Source organism: Bradyrhizobium sp. Ash2021 (assembly GCF_031202265.1).
Taxonomy (GTDB): Bacteria; Pseudomonadota; Alphaproteobacteria; order Rhizobiales; family Xanthobacteraceae; genus Bradyrhizobium.
In genome coordinates this window covers 2,409,302-2,426,294 of sequence record NZ_CP100604.1, presented here as the reverse complement: position 1 = coordinate 2,426,294, position 16,993 = coordinate 2,409,302, and the positions used below count along the sequence as shown (strand labels likewise).

Here is a 16,993-nt window from a genome sequence, read left to right as displayed (position 1 = left end):
TGCGGCAAAATCCGACAGATTCAGTGGACTGCGCGGCCGAAATTGACGTGTCTAGGGCGCGCGCCACTGCAGAAGGCTATGCGGCGGATCAGAATCTGGATAATGCTCGAACACGCCTTTAACGTCTCTTCCAATCACAACTTCCTGCATCGGATCGCCCAACAGGTTGCCTATCATCCGCACGCCGCCGGCGTGCGGCAATTCAACAAGCACGGCAATGTAAGGACCGTGGTTTTTGAGCGACGCGTGCGACGGATGCCAGACCCGCTCCCAACTGAAGATGCGGCCGCGCGGCTCGACTTCAGTCCATTCGGGATCGAACGCGTGACAGCGATGACAAACCCATTCCGGCCCGAATTGCCATGTCTGGCAATGGCTGCAACGCTGTACCAGTAGCCGATTATGGCGCAAACCGGTCCAGTAGGGGGCTGACAAGCCGTCCGGCTCAGCCACCGGAATTGGCAGGCCCAAAGGAAGATAATACGGGCCTGTCGTTTTGCTCATAGCGTCGCATCCGAGCCGAACAGAAGATTGCTAACCGGCGTGACCATCGGGCCGCCGATCACCATGGCCACATCATTCCGCGGCACCTGGTTGGTCGACGTACCTCGAACCTGGCGAATGGCTTCGAGCACCAGCTCAAACCCATGCATGTAGCATTCGGCAAGATTGCCGCCGCTGGTGTTGAGTGGGAGACGCCCGGAGGGCGCAATAAGGTTTTCGAGGGTGAGGAAATCATTGGCCTCTTCCGGCTTGAAAAAGCCATGCTCTGCCAACGCCATGACGACGCCGCCGGTGAAGTTCTCGTAGCTTTGAACCACGCCGACATCAGAAGGACCAAGGCCAGCCATGCGATAGAGGTCAGGCGCGACGGTTTCGAAACTTGCACTGGCGTAGAGCGGGGAGTTGTGAGGGATGGCTCCCGTGCGATATCCGGAACCGAAGGCCGCGCCGAGCACGTAGACCGGTTTTCGGCGAAATTCCCTTGCGCGCTCCTCGGATATCAGCACGAGGGCTGCCGCGCCGTCATTTTCCATACAGCAATCGTATAAGTGAAACGGCTCGGCGATCCAGCGCGACGCATCATATTTTGTCGCATCCAGCGGTTTGCCGTGCATCACGGCACGAGGGTTCGCTTGCGCGTGGTGATACGACGCAAGCGCGATCGCGCGCATCGCTTCCTGCTGGACGCCGTGCTCGTGCATGAAGCGCTGCACCCGCATCGCGAAACGTTGTGGCGGCGCCAGCACGCCGTACGGCATCAGATAGGCCTTATCACCCGAGATGGTATCGATCCCGGTGGTTTGCCCGAAACGGCCATATTGCCCTTGACTGAGCGATCGAAACACCACCACGCAATCGGCGAGACCGGCGACGATGGAAGCGGCGGCATTGGCAACAGCCGCGCAGCAGCCACCGCCTCCCCCGCCCCACTGCATCGTTGCGGTACGCAGCCTGTGCGTCCCCAGCGCGGCCGCCAGTCGCGAAGCTTCGCTGCGATCATCGCTGTAAGATGAGAACCCGTCGACTTCGCGCGGATCAAGCCCAGCATCCTGGCAGGCCGAAAGGATCGCCTTCAGCGCCAGTTTGAATTCAGGATCAGGCGAAGCACCATGGCGATAATACTCGGTTTCGCCAATTCCGATGACAGCCACGCGTCCCCTGAGCGTGCGCTCTGTCCCCGTTCGGCCCATTACGCTTTGACCTCCGCGGATGCACGCGGTCGCGTTTGATCGCCAAACGCACCGGCTGCCGAAAGACGCGCCAGGTGGTCTTCGTCATAGCCGAGGATCTCGCGGATGACTTCGTCGGTGTGTTGACCAACCGCAGGTGCCGCGACGGGATCCGCGACCGGCGTTCTCGAGTAGCGAATCGGCAACCTGACATTGGGTACCCAACCTGCCTGCGGATGCGGGATACGGGTTACCAGCTGGCGCTCTCTTGCTTCCGGCGAACGAATGGCCTCGCCGACGGTGCGCACCTGCCCGCACGGCACCCCGGCCGCCCGCATCCGCGGCTGCCAGTACGACCACGGCTGCCGCGCAAACGCCTCGCCGAGGATCGCGAACAATTCGTCCCGCCGGCGAATTCGATCGGATCCCGTTGCATATATTTCAGCCGACGCCAGGTCGGCGCGGTCAATCACCTGCGACATCAGGCGCTGATAAATCTTGTCGTTACCGCAGTTGATGTAAAATGATCCGTCCTGCGCCTGGAACACGCCCGACGGACAGGTGTCCGGACTGGTGTTGCCATGCCGCTGGGTATCGACGCCGCTGAAAAGGTGTTGCAGCGTCGCATAGCCGGTCATCAGCACGGCATTATCGAACAGCGAAACCTCGATCGCTTGACCTCGGCCGCTGCGTTCGCGTGCGACCAGCGCGCCGAGTATCGCGTTACAGGCCATCATCGCCGTGCTGATATCCATCACTGGAGACAGTGCGCGCACGCCTTCGCGATCGGCATAGCCGTTCATGGAAACGAAACCGCTCTCCACCTGCGCGATCGGATCAAATCCCAGCCGGTCCGCGAACGCGCCCTCGCGCCCATAGGCCGACACCGAGCAGTAGATGATCTCCGGCCTGAGCTTGCGGCAACTGTCGTAGTCGATCCCCAGCCGTTGCGTAACTCCGGTAGAGAAATTCTCGACCACCACATCCGCCGTGGCGACCAATTCACGCACGATTCGTAGTCCCTCCAGCGACTTTAGATCGATGCCGACGCTGCGCTTGTTGCGATTATTCCAGAGAAACGGCGCACCGTGCTTGAGGTCGGGATGCATGGGCGGGTAGCGGCGGAGATCGTCGCCCCGGCCGGGCGCTTCGATCTTGATCACGTCGGCGCCCATATCGGCCAATATCATGGTGGCAAACGGTCCGGCGATAAAATGCGAGAAGTCGACCACCCGGATCCCCTCCAGCGCCTTCGGCGCGTCGGCGGGACGAGGCTCGTGTTCAGGAAAATCCGCTTCAAGGTTATCCAGCATTTCTATATCCTCGTCCTTTTTCGCGGAATTTTTGAATCAATTGTTTTTTGACGACTCGACCATGGAGCATCCGCCTTCATTGAGCGGACGGAACGCTTCCGGCCCGGTCAGGACACCTACCTGCTCCAGCAGATCCCATTTGCCATGCGAAGCGGAAGGCGCTTTCACCTTCAGAATGTACATGTTGTGAATGGCGCGTCCGTCCGGACGCACAACCACCGGCCCGAACAGGTCGTCGTCAAGAGGCGTTTCCTTCAATTTACGGATCACCGCCGGCGCGTCGTTTGTTCCTGCAGCGAGGGCCGCATTCAGATAGGCGCGCACGGAAGAATATACGCCGGCGTGAAACGCGGTGGGTGACTGATCATGTTGCCGCGCGATGAACCTCGCCGACCAGGCGCGGCTCGCATCGTTCAAGTTCCAGTAGAACGGTTGCGTGATGATGAGGTCCTGCGCGACCGCGAGGCCGCTCGATTCCACGTCATTGGTCGTGGTCAGCAGCGCTGCAAACGTACGACCGTTCTGTTTGAGACCGAACTCTGACGTTTGCTTGATCAGGTTGACGGTGTCGCCACCGGCGGTCGCGAACGCAATCACATCGGCTCCGGCACTGTCCGCCTGCAATATGAAGGATGCATAGTCGGGGCTGTTGATGGGAACATTGAGCGATCCGACGACGGATCCGCCGCTGGCCTTGATCACTGAGGTTCCGTCGCGAACCATGGATTTACCAAGCGCATTATCGGTTGCGATAAAGTACCATTTCTTGCCGCCGTGGCTTACGAGATAGTTGCCGATCGTGTGAGACGCGGCCCAGGTGTCGAAAGTCCATTGGATCGTGTTGGGGGAGCAGTACTTCCCGGTCAGAACGGACGACGCCGCGCTTGAGGCGATCAACGCCGCCTTGGTCCCGCGAACGACCTCGTTGACCGCCAGGCCGACGGCCGAGTTCGGCACGTCGGCGACCGCATCGACGTGATCCTGATCGATCCATCGTCGCGCGATGGCGGCCCCGACGTCCGCCTTGTTCTGATGATCGGCAGCGATGATCTCCACGGCAAAGTCGGGGTGCTGCTTCGTGAAGTCTTCGGCAGCCATTTTTGCGGCTGTGACCGATCCCTCGCCGCCATTGTCGGAGTACGGGCCGGAAGCATCATTGAGCACACCGATCTTGATCGATCGCGTCTCCGCAAAGACAGGCGACGACAGACCTATTGCAATCAGCGTTATGGTCAGCAGCTGTGATGGGTTTTTCAAGTTTCCTCCCCGAAATCGTTGATTGGTCCGTTCAGATATCCAGGATGAGCCTGGGTGACTTTGAGCCGGAGCAGCAGATCATGATGGTCTTGTTGGCCTCTTGCTCCTCCTTGCTGAGAAACAGATCCCGATGGTCCGGCACGCCTTCGACGACCCGCGTCTCGCAGGTGCCGCAAACGCCCTCGGCACAGGCGTAGTTCACCGAAATTCCGGCTTCCAGCAGCGCGTCCAGGATCGTCTGCCCCGCCCGAACAGCGATCGCGCGTTCGCTCCTCGCCAGCTTCACCTCGAAGCCCCCCTCCGTCACCGGCTTTTCCCTGGCCTTGAAGTACTCGACATGGACGTGGCCGGGGGGCCGATCGGCGGTGGCCGCTTCGAATGCCTCGAGCATCGGCACGGGGCCGCAGCAATAAAGATGTGCATCCGGACGTGCGGCTTTGACGATCGCGGAAAGGTCGAGCATTTGAGCCGGCGGTTCCCCGTCGAAGTTCAGGTGCAGGTTCGGATGAACGTCGGGTCGAAGGTTTTCCAGATCATCGAGGAACGCCGCGGTGAGGCGGGTCCTCGCCGTGTAGAACAGCTCCCAGGAACGACCGAGCGCTTCAAGGCGACGGATCATCGACAATAACGGGGTGATACCGATACCGCCCGCGATCAGGATCGAATGGTCGGCATCTTCCTGCAGAGCAAAATTGTTGCGGGGATGCGAGATCGTGATCACATCTCCAACCCGCATGGTTTCGTGAATCAGTTTTGAGCCGCCTCGGCTGGCCGCGTCGTTGTTGACCGCGATAATGTATCGGTTCCGTTCGTTCTGCTCGTTGACCAGCGAGTAGCTGCGGATCATCCCATTCGGCAAATGGAGGTCGATGTGAGACCCGGCCGTGAACGGCGCAAGATCGCCACCGTTCGGACTTATCAACTCGTATGAATTGATGTTCTCAGCCTCAAGGCTGATCCGCTTGACTCGAACCGGCACTACGCTATCCGGCATGAAGGTCGTCCTATACCTATATAGCTATCGAAGCGACGCTTCTTGGCTTCAAAAGTTCGGTTGACGCGAGGATTGCTCGGTTGGCGGCCTGATGAACTCACACGTCGTACCCGAAATCGGCGCCGAGCTGCGGGCGCATGAACTCGGCGCCGACGTCGACCCAGGAATCCTCCGGTGGCAATCGCAGGGACACGGCGCGCACCATGAAGACGTCGGGCTCGGTCACGCCTTTCGGCTTGGTGCCATGGTCACGATAGGCTCCGAGCAACTCGAGCAGCATCCGCCTGGTCATCGCTATGCCGGTGTCGCTGGAACACAAGGTCTCCTTGGTGCGATCAAAGATCGGCGAAACACCACTTTGGCATGCGCCATCCTGCACCCACAGCCCCGGCAACCCCGAGAACCAGGTTGTCTGCTGCGCGCCGTAGTCGAACTGGAAACCGTTTTGCGGGTTGTATTTCGTCCAGTAGTTCGCGTACGGCACGGTTACGGGCTTTTGAACGAGCGAATGGCGACTGGCGTGCCCGCTCTCGCGACCATTGTGCCCCTCTTCAAAGATCTTGCGCGTCTTCGGCGCCAATGGTTGCGACGGGTGATACGAGAACATGATGCAAAGCGTGTTCTCGTCGTCGATCGGCACCCAGGCATGGCCACTCAGATCGGGGAAGGGAGATAACGGCGGAACCAACGTATAAAAGGGGAGCAGGAACTGGTTGACCCGCCAATACAGGGTGTTGGCATCGTAGTTACGCCGGGCCGCAATGCTCATGCCAAAATCCTGCTTGATGCATTCAAAGGTCGGACGCAGGTCCCGCTTCTGAATCCACGCACTGGTTGTGCCCTGCGCGTCCAGTCTTCCATGCAGCAATGGCGCATGAGCGGAATCGATTTCGCCTTCAAGGGCCTGCAACCAGTTGCATTCCTGAACCCGCACCGAGATGTGCACCTGATCCTGCGGGACCAGATTCCATTCCAGGTTCGGCAATGGCGGAGGATTGGCGGCCTCCGGGCCCATGTAGGTCCAAAGCATTCCGTTTCGCTCCTGACAGGGATAGGCCTTGATCCTGGCGCGCTCCTTGAGGCGGCTGCGCGCCGGCTCAGCCGGCATGTCGGTCACCGCGCCGGTCACATCGAATTTCCAGCCGTGGTAGACGCAGCGCAACCCGCAATCCTCGTTTCGCCCAAAGATCAGCGGCGCGCCGCGGTGCGGGCACGCCTGGTCAACGAGACCGACCCGGCCTTCGGTATCCCTGAATGCAACCAGATCCTCCCCCAGCAGCCGGACACGTTTCGGCTGCCCGTCCTTGACGAGATCGGCGGAAGGCAAAAAGGGAATCCAGTAAAGCCGGAACAGGTCTCCAAGGGGCGTCCCTTTGCCGACCCTGACCAATCTTTCATTGTCTTCGCGCGAAAGCATGACTTTCCTCCGTCAGGTCTAGCGGTGCATTCAGGGCGTCTGTTTCGCGTTGCGCAGGAGCGCGGCGATGCGGGCCGACAATCCGGGGTCGCGAACGGCCCAAAGCGGATCTGAGTTGGTGAGCGGTTTTCGGGGAATCGGCGGCTGCTTGCCTGCCTCCACGAGGTCAACGATCATTTCGACACGTCGTTGCTCGAGTTCCTTCAGTACGTCCTCGACGACAAGGCCTTCTGCGCTGCAGCCGGGCAGTTCGGGATAGTCGAGCCGCAGCCTCCATTTACCGGCGTCCGTTTCTACCGCCTCGGCTTCCAGCAGATAAGGAACCGACAAAAGCTCGCGCAGGTTCACGCAATCCTCCCGGCAGGCAGGATGTGGCCCGCCTCACATTTCATACGTATACGTATTACATCAATGATCCGAGCCACGCAAGCTCGAAACGCGCTCGGATCTACGAATTTTAGCGCGGCTCTAATCGCTCGTATCTCACCCGGGGTTGAGGGGTGACGGCCAAGCTGCTAACGGCTGTTGGCATGGTAACCACCTCAGATAGATCGAAGGTCGGGTCGAAAGGCATGTCAGCCGACAAGGAGATGAAATCCGGTTCGGCTGCGGATATCGCGCACAACTGGCAGCTCGAAGGCGGCATCGGATTTCTGCTTCGGTTGCTCGAAGCCCGTTACGACGTACTCTACCAGAATCTGACGCGGCAGAGCGAAATCACCCCCCGGCAGTTCGGCGTACTGATCGCCTTATATCAGCAGGGCCCCCTCACGCCGTCGGTTCTCGCCGAACGCATCAGTTGCGACCGCAACACGCTGAGCGAAATGCTCAAGCGTATGGCGGCACGGAAACTGATTTCAAAAAAGAAAAATACCGAAGACCGCAGGTCTATCCAGGTTCAGATCGCGGCCAAGGGAGAGGCTGCGCTTTTGGCAGTCATTCCCGCTACTGCCGAGTTGCAAAACGTCATGCTGGCGCCGTTACGCAAGGAAGATCGGGCGCATTTCCTCAAATGCCTGCTGGCGATCGCCAAGGCTTCCCCTTCGGATTTGCCTGAGCCATCGGAAGATTGATGCCCTGCGTCATCGGCGCAACCGGGATAGATTCAGACGCGCACCTTCCCGAATGCGCCCGCCTCCGCAAGGCCGACGATCGCCTCGGCGGACAGACCGAGGTCCCGAAGAAGCACCTCATCGCGGTGCGCGCCGACGCGGGGTATTTCACGCTTCATGGCAGTGTCTGCGCCTGACATCTTCCAGGGCGCATTGACTCCGACAAATTCACCCGCTCCATCCGCAATCGTCGCAAATGCGCCGCGCTGCAGCAGATGCGGGTCGGTCAGCGCCGCGCCGGGATCGCGATATACGGCGGACGGAACTCCGGCCTTATCGAGCGCGGCTATGCATTCATGTACGGTGTGGCGCTCAGTCCACTTCTCGATGACCCGCATCATCGCGGTCCAGTTCGCGCCGCGGCCGGGCACGGTATTGAACCTGATGTCTTCGACAAGCTCAGCCTGCCCGGTCAGCTCACACAAGGCGGCGAAGTTTCGAGCCGTAATCGGCGCGATCAGGATGTCGCCATCCAGGGTCCGTACCGGACCATAAGTCGGACGCGATGCGTGGACCGGAAACTGAGCCTCCTGCAACTCGTATACCAGCAAGTTCAGCATGCAATCCATTAACGCCACGTCGATCCGCTGGCCTTCGCCGGTCCGCCCGCGCTGCACCAGCGCAGTCTGGATCGCGGAGAAGCCGAAGATTCCTCCGAGTATGTCCGCGACGAAGATAGCGCCGGTCGCCGGCCGATCCCTGTCGCCCGCGTATCGCATCAGCGAGCGATCGAAGCCACTCTCGGCATGAACAATCATGGCATAGGCGGCCCGCTCCGCGGCAGGGCCGGTTTGGCCATAGCCGGAGATTGAACAATAGATCAGACGCGGATTGATCTTTCGCAACGCCTCATAGCCGAGGCCGAGTCGATCCATTACACCCGGGCGGAAATTCTCGACCAGTATGTCGGTTTCCGAGATCAGCTGATGCACCAGCTTGATCGCCTCGGCACTTTTCAGGTCGAGCGCCAGGCTGCGCTTTCCCGCATTGAGTTGGCCGAAATAGGCGCTGTTGCCATCACGCAGCGGCGTGCGCAAACGCATGTCGTCGCCCTCGGGTGGCTCGATCTTGATCACGTCCGCGCCGACGTCGGCGAGCAGCCGGGCACAATAGGGCCCGGCCAGCATGATCGAGAAATCGAGCACGCGAATGCCTTCGAGCGGCATCGTCTTGGTCCCCTCTTGCATCGTTCAACTCCTATCGTGGCAGCCCAAGGCCCCGTTGCGCGATCAGACTGCGCTGAATTTCGTTGGTCCCGATGCTGATGACCCACATCAGGGAATGGCGGAGGTTTTGCTCAAATCGGCCATTGTCGAGTGCGCCCGGCATCTGCTCGGAAAGTGTGGCGCGCATGCCGAGAATATCGAGCGCGGCTTCGCCAAAGCGCTCCATTAGTTCGCCGGAGAACACCTTGCTGATAGCGCCATATTCAGGCGGCGTAATCCCGTCGGCTGCGAGTTCCGCGCAATGCACCATCAATTGACGACCGACTTCGATTTCAGAAGCGAGCGTTGCCATTCTATCACGGACGATCGGATCATCACCAAGCGGTCGCGCGCCGCTCCCCTGCGCCAGCGCATGTTTGCGCAACTGCTCGAAGGCATGGGCGACCTTGAGCACAATGCCGCCGCCGACGAGGCCCCGCTCATAGGCCAGCGCGCCCGTCAGCACCTTCCATCCGCCGTTGACTTCGCCGACGAGGTTTTCCAGGGGAATCCGGACATTGTCGTAGAAGATATTGGCAAAGGTGCCGTCATACATGGTGGTCGCCGGCCGGATGGTGATGCCCGCCGCGTTCATCGGGACGATGAACATACTGATGCCCGCATGCGCCGGTTTTGCCTCGGGATCGGTCCGCGCCGCGAGGAACATGTATTTTCCCCACCAGGTCGTGGTCCATATTTTCTGTCCGTTGATTACCCAGGAATCGCCGTCCCGCACCGCGCGGGTGCGCAAGGCGGCCAGATCCGAACCCGCTTCGGGCTCGCTGTATCCCATCCCGTGCATAGCTTCGCCATTCAGGATCTCCGGCAGATATTTCTGTTGCTGAGCAGGACTGCCGAACATCATCAGCGCGTTGGCCTGAATGGCCGCACCAATTCGCGGCGCCTCGCCCCGCTCCATGGTTTCCATGAAGGCGATCTGCTCGAGCGGCGTGCGCGCCTGGCCGCCAAATTCCTTCGGCCAACCCAATCCGATCCAGCCGGTCTTGCCGATATCGCGCGCAAATGGCGCATCGAACTCGCGCTTGGAGAACGGCCTGGTGTCGAAATCCGCCTTGCGCTCGCCGGACCAATTTTGCCCGAGCCATTCCTGAGCCTGCGCGCGGAACGCGTTTGCCGCGGGCCCAAGATTGTATTGCGGCAGGCCGGTGCCGCCCTGGTCGAATAGAAACAAGCCCAGGCGCCGCCGCGCCTCCGTCGCGCCGCCGAGCGCAACCGTATCAAGATGCACGCGCTTGAAATGGCGGGGCGCCTGATGTTCCTCGGCATAGCCGATGGCGCCCAACGTATGCTGCGTTTCAAGCGAGACCCGCCGCAACGCATCGCACCCGAAGGCGACAGCGGCATTGGCGAAATAGCGCCAATCCCTATCTTCGCAATCGTGCAGATGCGCGGCATGATCGAGCGTCAGCCGCACACCTTCCAGGGCGATCAGGCCGTTCGCAAGCTTGTGCTGGATCGCCTGGAACTTGCCGATCGACTGCCCGAACTGCTTTCGCTCCTTGGCATAATCGACCGCGAGGTCAAACGCCGCTCGGGCAGCGCCGTACGCGCGCCCGGCGAGCACCAGCTTGGCTTCAAGCAGCCGGTCGTCGAGAACCGCGGACGCCAGGTCGATGCGACTCGCTGGCGCCTGTTTTAGGCGGATCTCGTAAAGCCCCGAGGCGCCCATCGCGCGCGTTGCCTCCAGCTCGACGCCGGGTCCGTCCAAGCCAACGATGGCGACACCGGATTCCTCGACAGGCACGACGAGGTGTGTGCAACTCGCCGCAACCTCGACAAAGCGCAGCAGCCCGCTGGCGCGGCCGTCGACAAGCTGAATGGTTCCGGCATTGGTATCGGGGTCGCGCGCGCCGAACGAGAACGCTACGCACGCCGTCCCGTCATGCAGTTCTTTGAGCAGAGCGACCGCCGCTTCCGCCTGACAGCCGGCCAGCGACAAATTGGCCAGCGCAGCCGACCACATCGGCGCAGGACACGCCGCGCGGCCAAGTTCTGCTACGACCACCAGGATCTCGCGAAGCCCCCCTTCGCTGAAATCGCAACCGAGTGAGGCGATACCCTGCCCGACAAGCCTGCTCCAGATCGCTGAAACAGAGTCCGGCGAAGACGATTGCTTCGCCGCCGCCTCGGCGTTCCAATGCTCCTCGAGAAACCCACGCAGGGAATCCCGGAGCATCTCCCTGACTTCCTGGCTCGGAAGCTGATTCTGATCCATGCGACGAGCTATTTCTGGCCGAATTTCGGCTTGCGCTTTTCCTTGAACGACACGGTCGCTTCCTTGTGATCGGCGGTTTCGAAGGTGACTTGCTCGAGCGCCATCGACGCTTCCAGCAGCATGTTCACCCGCTCCTTGACGATCTGGTTGATCGACAGCTTTGTCCAGCGGATGGCCCAGGTGGGGCCGTGGGCCAGATCCAGGGCAATCTCGCGCGCTTTCGCCAGCACTTCGGAACGGGGCACGACGTGATTGACCAGCCCGATCCGCTCGGCTTCGGGGCCCTTCAGCAGCGTGCCGCGAATGAGAAACTCCTTGGCCTTGTTGATGCCGATCAGCAGCGGCCAGATCACCGTGCCGCCGTCGCCGGCAACCAGGCCGACGCGCGAGACATGGGTATCGCCGATGCGGGCATCGTCGGCCATGATGGTAATGTCGCTCAGCAGCGCATGGGTCGCGGCAAGGCCGATGGCGTCGCCGTTGATGGCGGCAATGATCGGCTTGTCCAGTTCGAGCTGCCGGGTCACGCCGCGGCGACTGATCATGGGATCATGCACCTCGCCTTCCTCGAGAACATCGCCACCGGGCCGCTCCGACATCGCCTTTACATCGCCCCCGACGCTGAAATAGTCGCCGGCGCCGGTCAACACCACCGCACTGACGGCATGATCGTCTGCCAGATCGTCCCAGATCGTTCGCAGCTCACGGATCAGCTTCTGGTTGATGGCGTTCCGCGCTTCGGGCCGGTTGAGCGTGACGGTCGCCACCTTGTCCGAAACCTCAACCTTCAGGCATTCATACCTGGCATAGCTAAACATGTTTTCTCCCTGTATTCGTTCGATTGGACGGTGGCCTTGCGGGCCGGTTTCCGCTCACTCAGCGGCGCATTCCCGGCTGAATTTCCGCCAACGCGACGTGAAGCGACATGGAGCCCGGATCCTGCTCCAGCATCCGCTGAACGGATTCCAGATGGATCCGCATCAGTCGGGCGGCAGCCAAAACATCGCGCGAGCGAAGCGCTGACAGGAACTGGCGACGCTTATCGGCAAGCCGCGGTGTCGCCGCGCCGCTCGACGCAACCTTTGCATAGACAAAGCGCATGTGAATCTCGGTGACCGAATCCACGATCATGGCGATCACCTTGTTCCGAGTCGCCATTGCCAGCAGTTTATAAAACTCTCGTGAGCACTCGACCCGATCGAGCAGCCGGCCTTCGCTCGTCGCGAGCTCGGTGCGCTCTATATTTGCTTCCAGCGCCTCAAAATCCGCCTGCCGCGCATTGGCGCAGGCCAATCGAACGACCAGATCGATGACTTGGATTCGGGCTTCCGACAATTCCCGCACCGATATCGTGCCCAGGCTCAGCATGTCCCGCATGACGTCGTTCATCCGGCTGGTGTCGCCTTCCTGAACGAAGGCTCCTCCCTTGACGCCCTTCTGCAATCGCAGCACGCCGGCCATTTCCAGGGTGCGCAGCGCCTCCCGCAGCACGTTGCGACTGACGCCGAGCTGCTGAGCGAGATCGCGCTCCGGAGGCAACTTGTCGCCCGGCTTGAGAACGCCAAGCGCCAGTTGCTCGCGGATCCTTTCACAGATTTCCTCGAACGCGCGCCGGGTGTGAATCGGCCGGAATTGCACTGGGCTTGCCGATGCGGCCGCGCGGGGATCGGTGGATCGGTCGCGCCGGCCGAGGACGGGCAATCGGGGGGAAGCGGCTTTGCGGGGGCTTGACTTTGTCATCATGGCGGTGATTATTAAATGGTTCACCCATTCAATGGAAGCACTTTTTTCGCTTCTCGCCAAAAGACCGAGGTCTTTTCATGAGCTTCACCGAAGAGACCGCTTTCCGCGACAGCGTCAGGAAGATGGTCGCCAGGCACGTTGCGCCAATTGCCGCCGAAATCGACGAGACCGATCGCTTTCCGCTGGAGCTCGTCAAATTGTTCGGCGAAATGGGCCTCATGCAACTTTGGGTGCCGGAGAAATATGGCGGCCCGAACGGCAACTTGACCATGGTCTGCATCGCCCGTGAGGAAATATCAAAGGTCTCGCCCGCCTGCGCTTCGATCGCCGGCCTCAATTCGATGTTCATCATGCCGCTGCTGCATTTCGGCTCGGAGGAGCAGCGGCAGAAATATCTGCCCATCATTGCCGGCGGAGGCATCGTCACCGCAATCGCGATTTCCGAACCGCAGGCCGGCTCCGACGTCACTGCGATCAACACGCGCGCAAAAAAAGACGGCGATTGCTACATCCTCAACGGCCGCAAACAATGGTGCAGCTACGGCGTCGCAGCCGACTACATCGTGGTTATGGCGCGGACTGGGGACGGCCCCGGGGCGGACGGAATTAGCGCCTTCATTGTCGAACCGCAGAAGATGGCAGGCATTACCTTCGGACGCCACGAACGCAAGATGGGTTTTCGTGGCGCGCCCAATACACCGATCTTCTTTGATAATGTCCGGGTCCCCTTGGAAAACCTTGTCGGAGAGGAAGGCAAGGGTTTTCGCGCGTCGATGCGGGCGCTCGACCTCAACAGGCCGACTATCGGGGCTCAATCGGTCGGGCTGGCGCAGGGCGCGCTTGACGTCTGCATCGCCTACGCCAAGGAACGCAAGCAGTTCAAGAAGGCCATTTCTGAATTTCAGGGTATCCAGTTCATGCTGGCCGACATGGCCATCCAGATCGAGGCAGCCCGCGGCCTCGTCTACGAATGCGCACGCGCCGGCGACGCCGGCGACTGGAAGCGCCTCAATGTGCTCGCCAGCATGGCCAAGTGCTTTGGCAGTGACATGGCCATGAAGGTCACCACCGACGCCGTTCAGATCTTCGGGGGCTATGGCTACACCATGGATTACCCCGTCGAGCGCATGATGCGCGACGCTAAACTGACCCAGATCTTCGAGGGCACCAACCAGATCCAGCGGGTGGTAATTGCCCGCGAACTCCTGAAGTGAAAAGAATCTCTGCAACGAAACAATGAAGGAAACGACCTTGACGCGAGCCGCAATCCGCATCTGGGGAGCACTGGCCGTCGCCATGCTCCTCGCCGTATCCTCCGCCCAGGCGCAGAAGGCGTACGGCCCCGGCGTCAGCGATACCGAGATCAAGCTCGGCCAATCGACACCGCTCAGCGGCCCCGCCTCCGCTTTTGGGGCCGGCGCCGGACGCGCCGTTGTCGGTTATTTCGAAATGCTCAACGCGCAAGGCGGCGTGAACGGCCGGAAGATCAATTTCACTCAACTCGACAACGCCTATGCCGCCCCCAAGGCCGTCGAGCAATCACGCAGGCTCGTTGAAGACGTCGGCGTACTGGCGGAGATCGGCACGATCGGTACGGCACCGAACGTCGCTATCCAGAAATATCTGAATTCCAACCAGGTGCCGCAGTTGTTTATCACCGCTGGAGGACGTCGCTTCAATGCCCCGAAGACGTTCCCCTGGACGGTGCCGCTTTATCCTGATTTCGAAACAGAAGGCAGAATAGTCGCCAAGTATATTCTGAGGGTCCGTCCGGATGCCAAGATCGGCGTGTTCTATCAGAATGACGACTTCGGGAAGGATTACGTCAAGGGTTTGCGCGCCGGCCTCGGCGCCAGGGCCTCGCAGATCATAGCTGAAGCCTCCTACGAGCTCGCCGATCCGACGATCGATACGCAGATCGTTCAGCTCAAGGCGGCAGGTATCGACACGCTGATCGAACAATCCGCGGCCAAGGCCGCCGCGCAATCGATCCGCAAGGTTCACGAACTCGATTGGAGTCCGCTCCACATCATTGGTGCTTCCTCTGCATCGGTCGAGACCGTCTTGAAACCGGCGGGCCTCGAAGCGTCCAAAGGGTTGGTGACGACGCAGTTCCTCAAGCAGCCGGGCGATCCAGCCTGGGCCAATGACGAGGAGGTAAAGGCATACAAGGATTTTCTGAAAACCTATGCACCTGCCGCCAACCCGGACGACTATTCCGTGTTGGTGGCCTACATGAATGTTCATGCTGTCACGCTGGCCCTGAAAAAATGCGGCGACCAGCTTACGAGGGAGAACCTGATCCACCAGGCGACGTCACTCGATGGCGAAAGAATGCCGTTGATGCTGCCCGGTATCACAATCAGCACGAAGCCCGACGACTACACCCCGTTCAGGACGCTGCGAATCGCCACCTTCGACGGCACCAGCTGGACGCTGTCCGGCGATCCAATATCGGCCGAATGAGGGTGTGGAACACTCCTGATCGAGGAGATGGAGACCGGCGCGGTGATCAAGCCCGTTCTGCTGATGGACTAATCATCAATAACCTCTGGGGAGAGACGTGATGCAGGATTCCCGCGTCGACGAAGCAATCGCCAGCCACAAGACCTACGGCAACCTCGAGCAACAGCATGCGCTGTTTTCCATGCTGCGCAGCGAAGATCCGGTGCATTGGACCGAGCCGAACGGTTATCGGCCGTTCTGGACGGTTTCGAAGCACAGGGATGTGATGGAGGTCGAGAAGCAAAACGACAAGTTCATCAACGCGCCACGCACCAAGCTCCTCTCGATCGAATTCGAATCGAAGGTCAAGGAAGCCATGGGCGGACGGCCGATGCTGGTCCGCGCCATCAATCAAATGGATAACCCCGACCACGCCAAATACAAGAAGCTCACCCACGCATGGTTTCAACCAAAGCAGGTTCACTTGCTCGAGGAGAGCATCGGCAGGCTCGCCCGTGAAAGCATCGACCGCATGCTCGCATATGGCGGCGCGTGCGACTTCTACAACGATGTCGTGGTGCGGTTCCCGCTGAAGGTCATCATGCTGATCCTCGGCATCCCGGACGAGCACGGCCAGCACCTTCTTGACATCACAAGGGCCTATTTCGGAGGTGGCGACACAGAGATGCAGCGCGGCAGCGATCTGATCGGCGCGACCATGGCCTACATGGATTTCTTCCGCGGAATCGCAAGGGAGCGGCGCAGTCGTCCTACCAATGACGTGGCGACGCTGATTGCGACGGCCGAGGTCGACGGCAGCCTGATCGGCGAATTTGAGGCATCGTCCTACTTTGTCGGGGGGGGGGGGGGGGGGGGGGGCCCCCCCCCCCCCCCCCCCCCCCCCCCCCCCCCCCCCCCCCCCCCCCCCCCCCCCCCCCCCCCCCCCCCCCCCCCCCCCCCCCCCCCCCCCCCCCCCCCCCCCCCCCCCCCCCCCCGTTTTTTAATGATACGGCGACCACCGAGATCTACACTAGGCGCGAATCGTCGGCAGCGTCAGATGTGTATAAGAGACAGGCGCCACCCTGGCGGGAGGCTTGCTGGCGTTGATTCAGAACCCGGACGAAATGCAGAAGCTGAGGACGAACCCGGATTTGATTCCGGCAGCGGTCGACGAGATGGTCCGCTGGGTCTCGCCGGTCAAGCATTTCTTCAGGACGTCGACCGAAACCTACACGCTTCGTGGCAAGACAATCCGGCCAGGAGATCATCTCATGATGGTGTATCCGTCGGCAAACCGGGATGACGAAGCGTTCGATCGTCCATTCTCCTTCATTGCCGATCGCAATCCAAACCGCCATGTCGGCTTCGGCTTCGGTATCCACGCCTGCATCGGCATGTACCTCGCCAAGATCGAGATGGTGATCTTCTTCCGCGAGCTGCTGACGCGAGTCGACTCGATCGCGCTGACCGGGGAGCCTGCCTGGATCGAGACGTCGTTTTTGGGAGGCCTGAAACGATTGCCCATCAGCTTCAAGGCGTCTGAAGCAGCGGCTGCCTGAGCGGCGACAGTGCTGACCTGGAACTTCGGAGTCGGTTGC

Annotated in this window: 16 protein-coding genes and 1 pseudogene; 4 read left to right on the top strand and 13 right to left on the bottom strand. The window is 60.8% G+C overall.

Going from position 1 to position 16,993, the window contains the following annotated elements; all coding sequences use genetic code 11:
• Positions 1-51 precede the first annotated feature (51 nt).
• From NL528_RS11785 to NL528_RS11750, 8 genes and pseudogenes are all read right to left on the bottom strand, one after another.
• Positions 52-504, bottom strand: coding sequence for an OB-fold domain-containing protein (locus NL528_RS11785; RefSeq protein WP_309182828.1), 453 nt, complete (start codon positions 502-504; stop codon positions 52-54).
• Positions 501-1,655: an acetyl-CoA acetyltransferase gene (locus tag NL528_RS11780; protein ID WP_309182827.1), complete on the bottom strand. Its 1,155-nt coding sequence runs from the start codon at positions 1,653-1,655 to the stop codon at positions 501-503. The genes NL528_RS11785 and NL528_RS11780 overlap by 4 nt, the downstream gene beginning before the upstream one ends.
• 38 nt (positions 1,656-1,693) lie before the next feature.
• The gene (locus NL528_RS11775; protein WP_309182826.1) at positions 1,694-2,986 is read right to left on the bottom strand and encodes a CoA transferase; all 1,293 of its coding nucleotides are present in this window, start codon (positions 2,984-2,986) and stop codon (positions 1,694-1,696) included.
• A 36-nt stretch (positions 2,987-3,022) separates the two neighbouring features.
• A complete protein-coding gene (locus NL528_RS11770) occupies positions 3,023-4,243 on the bottom strand; it encodes an ABC transporter substrate-binding protein (RefSeq protein WP_309182825.1) in 1,221 nt (406 codons plus the stop codon).
• 31 nt (positions 4,244-4,274) lie between these two features.
• Positions 4,275-5,237, bottom strand: a complete 963-nt coding sequence (locus NL528_RS11765) for a PDR/VanB family oxidoreductase (RefSeq protein WP_309182824.1) — start codon at positions 5,235-5,237, stop codon at positions 4,275-4,277.
• A gap of 97 nt (positions 5,238-5,334) precedes the next feature.
• Positions 5,335-6,366, bottom strand: a complete 1,032-nt coding sequence (locus NL528_RS11760; RefSeq protein WP_309184870.1) for a ring-hydroxylating oxygenase subunit alpha — start codon at positions 6,364-6,366, stop codon at positions 5,335-5,337.
• Between the two features lie 21 nt (positions 6,367-6,387).
• Positions 6,388-6,654, bottom strand: a pseudogene (locus NL528_RS11755) (Rieske 2Fe-2S domain-containing protein); the annotation flags it as partial.
• A gap of 30 nt (positions 6,655-6,684) precedes the next feature.
• The gene (locus tag NL528_RS11750) at positions 6,685-7,002 is read right to left on the bottom strand and encodes a hypothetical protein (RefSeq protein WP_309182823.1); all 318 of its coding nucleotides are present in this window, start codon (positions 7,000-7,002) and stop codon (positions 6,685-6,687) included.
• Between the two features lie 224 nt (positions 7,003-7,226).
• On the opposite strand from NL528_RS11750, the gene NL528_RS11745 reads away from it, so the two are divergent.
• A complete protein-coding gene (locus tag NL528_RS11745; protein ID WP_309182822.1) occupies positions 7,227-7,727 on the top strand; it encodes a MarR family winged helix-turn-helix transcriptional regulator in 501 nt (166 codons plus the stop codon).
• 32 nt (positions 7,728-7,759) lie between these two features.
• Here NL528_RS11745 and NL528_RS11740 read toward each other — a convergent pair whose 3' ends face one another.
• Genes NL528_RS11740 through NL528_RS11725 form a run of 4 tightly spaced genes read right to left on the bottom strand, consistent with a single transcriptional unit; the run spans position 7,760 to position 12,845 of the window.
• Positions 7,760-8,953 (bottom strand): CoA transferase, encoded by a 1,194-nt coding sequence (locus NL528_RS11740; RefSeq protein ID WP_309182821.1) that lies wholly within the window; start codon positions 8,951-8,953, stop codon positions 7,760-7,762.
• A 10-nt stretch (positions 8,954-8,963) separates the two neighbouring features.
• Positions 8,964-11,168 carry an acyl-CoA dehydrogenase gene (locus NL528_RS11735; RefSeq protein WP_309182820.1) on the bottom strand — a complete coding sequence of 735 codons (2,205 nt, stop codon included), beginning with the start codon at positions 11,166-11,168 and terminating at the stop codon, positions 8,964-8,966.
• A gap of 47 nt (positions 11,169-11,215) precedes the next feature.
• Positions 11,216-12,025 carry an enoyl-CoA hydratase-related protein gene (locus NL528_RS11730; RefSeq protein WP_309182819.1) on the bottom strand — a complete coding sequence of 270 codons (810 nt, stop codon included), beginning with the start codon at positions 12,023-12,025 and terminating at the stop codon, positions 11,216-11,218.
• Positions 12,026-12,083: 58 nt separating this feature from the next.
• Complete coding sequence (locus tag NL528_RS11725; RefSeq protein ID WP_309182818.1) at positions 12,084-12,845, bottom strand: GntR family transcriptional regulator; 762 nt, start codon at positions 12,843-12,845, stop codon at positions 12,084-12,086.
• Positions 12,846-13,027: 182 nt separating this feature from the next.
• On the opposite strand from NL528_RS11725, the gene NL528_RS11720 reads away from it, so the two are divergent.
• Together NL528_RS11720 and NL528_RS11715 are read left to right on the top strand one after the other, a co-directional pair.
• A complete protein-coding gene (locus tag NL528_RS11720) occupies positions 13,028-14,164 on the top strand; it encodes an acyl-CoA dehydrogenase family protein (protein WP_309182817.1) in 1,137 nt (378 codons plus the stop codon).
• Positions 14,165-14,186: 22 nt separating this feature from the next.
• Positions 14,187-15,416: an ABC transporter substrate-binding protein gene (locus tag NL528_RS11715; protein ID WP_375144005.1), complete on the top strand. Its 1,230-nt coding sequence runs from the start codon at positions 14,187-14,189 to the stop codon at positions 15,414-15,416.
• 46 nt (positions 15,417-15,462) lie between these two features.
• Here NL528_RS11715 and NL528_RS11710 read toward each other — a convergent pair whose 3' ends face one another.
• Complete coding sequence (locus NL528_RS11710; protein WP_309182815.1) at positions 15,463-16,035, bottom strand: hypothetical protein; 573 nt, start codon at positions 16,033-16,035, stop codon at positions 15,463-15,465.
• A 454-nt stretch (positions 16,036-16,489) separates the two neighbouring features.
• Here NL528_RS11710 and NL528_RS11705 point away from each other — a divergent pair, with 454 nt between their 5' ends.
• Entirely contained in the window at positions 16,490-16,954 is a 465-nt protein-coding gene (locus NL528_RS11705; RefSeq protein WP_309182814.1) for a cytochrome P450, read from the top strand.
• Positions 16,955-16,993 lie beyond the last annotated feature (39 nt).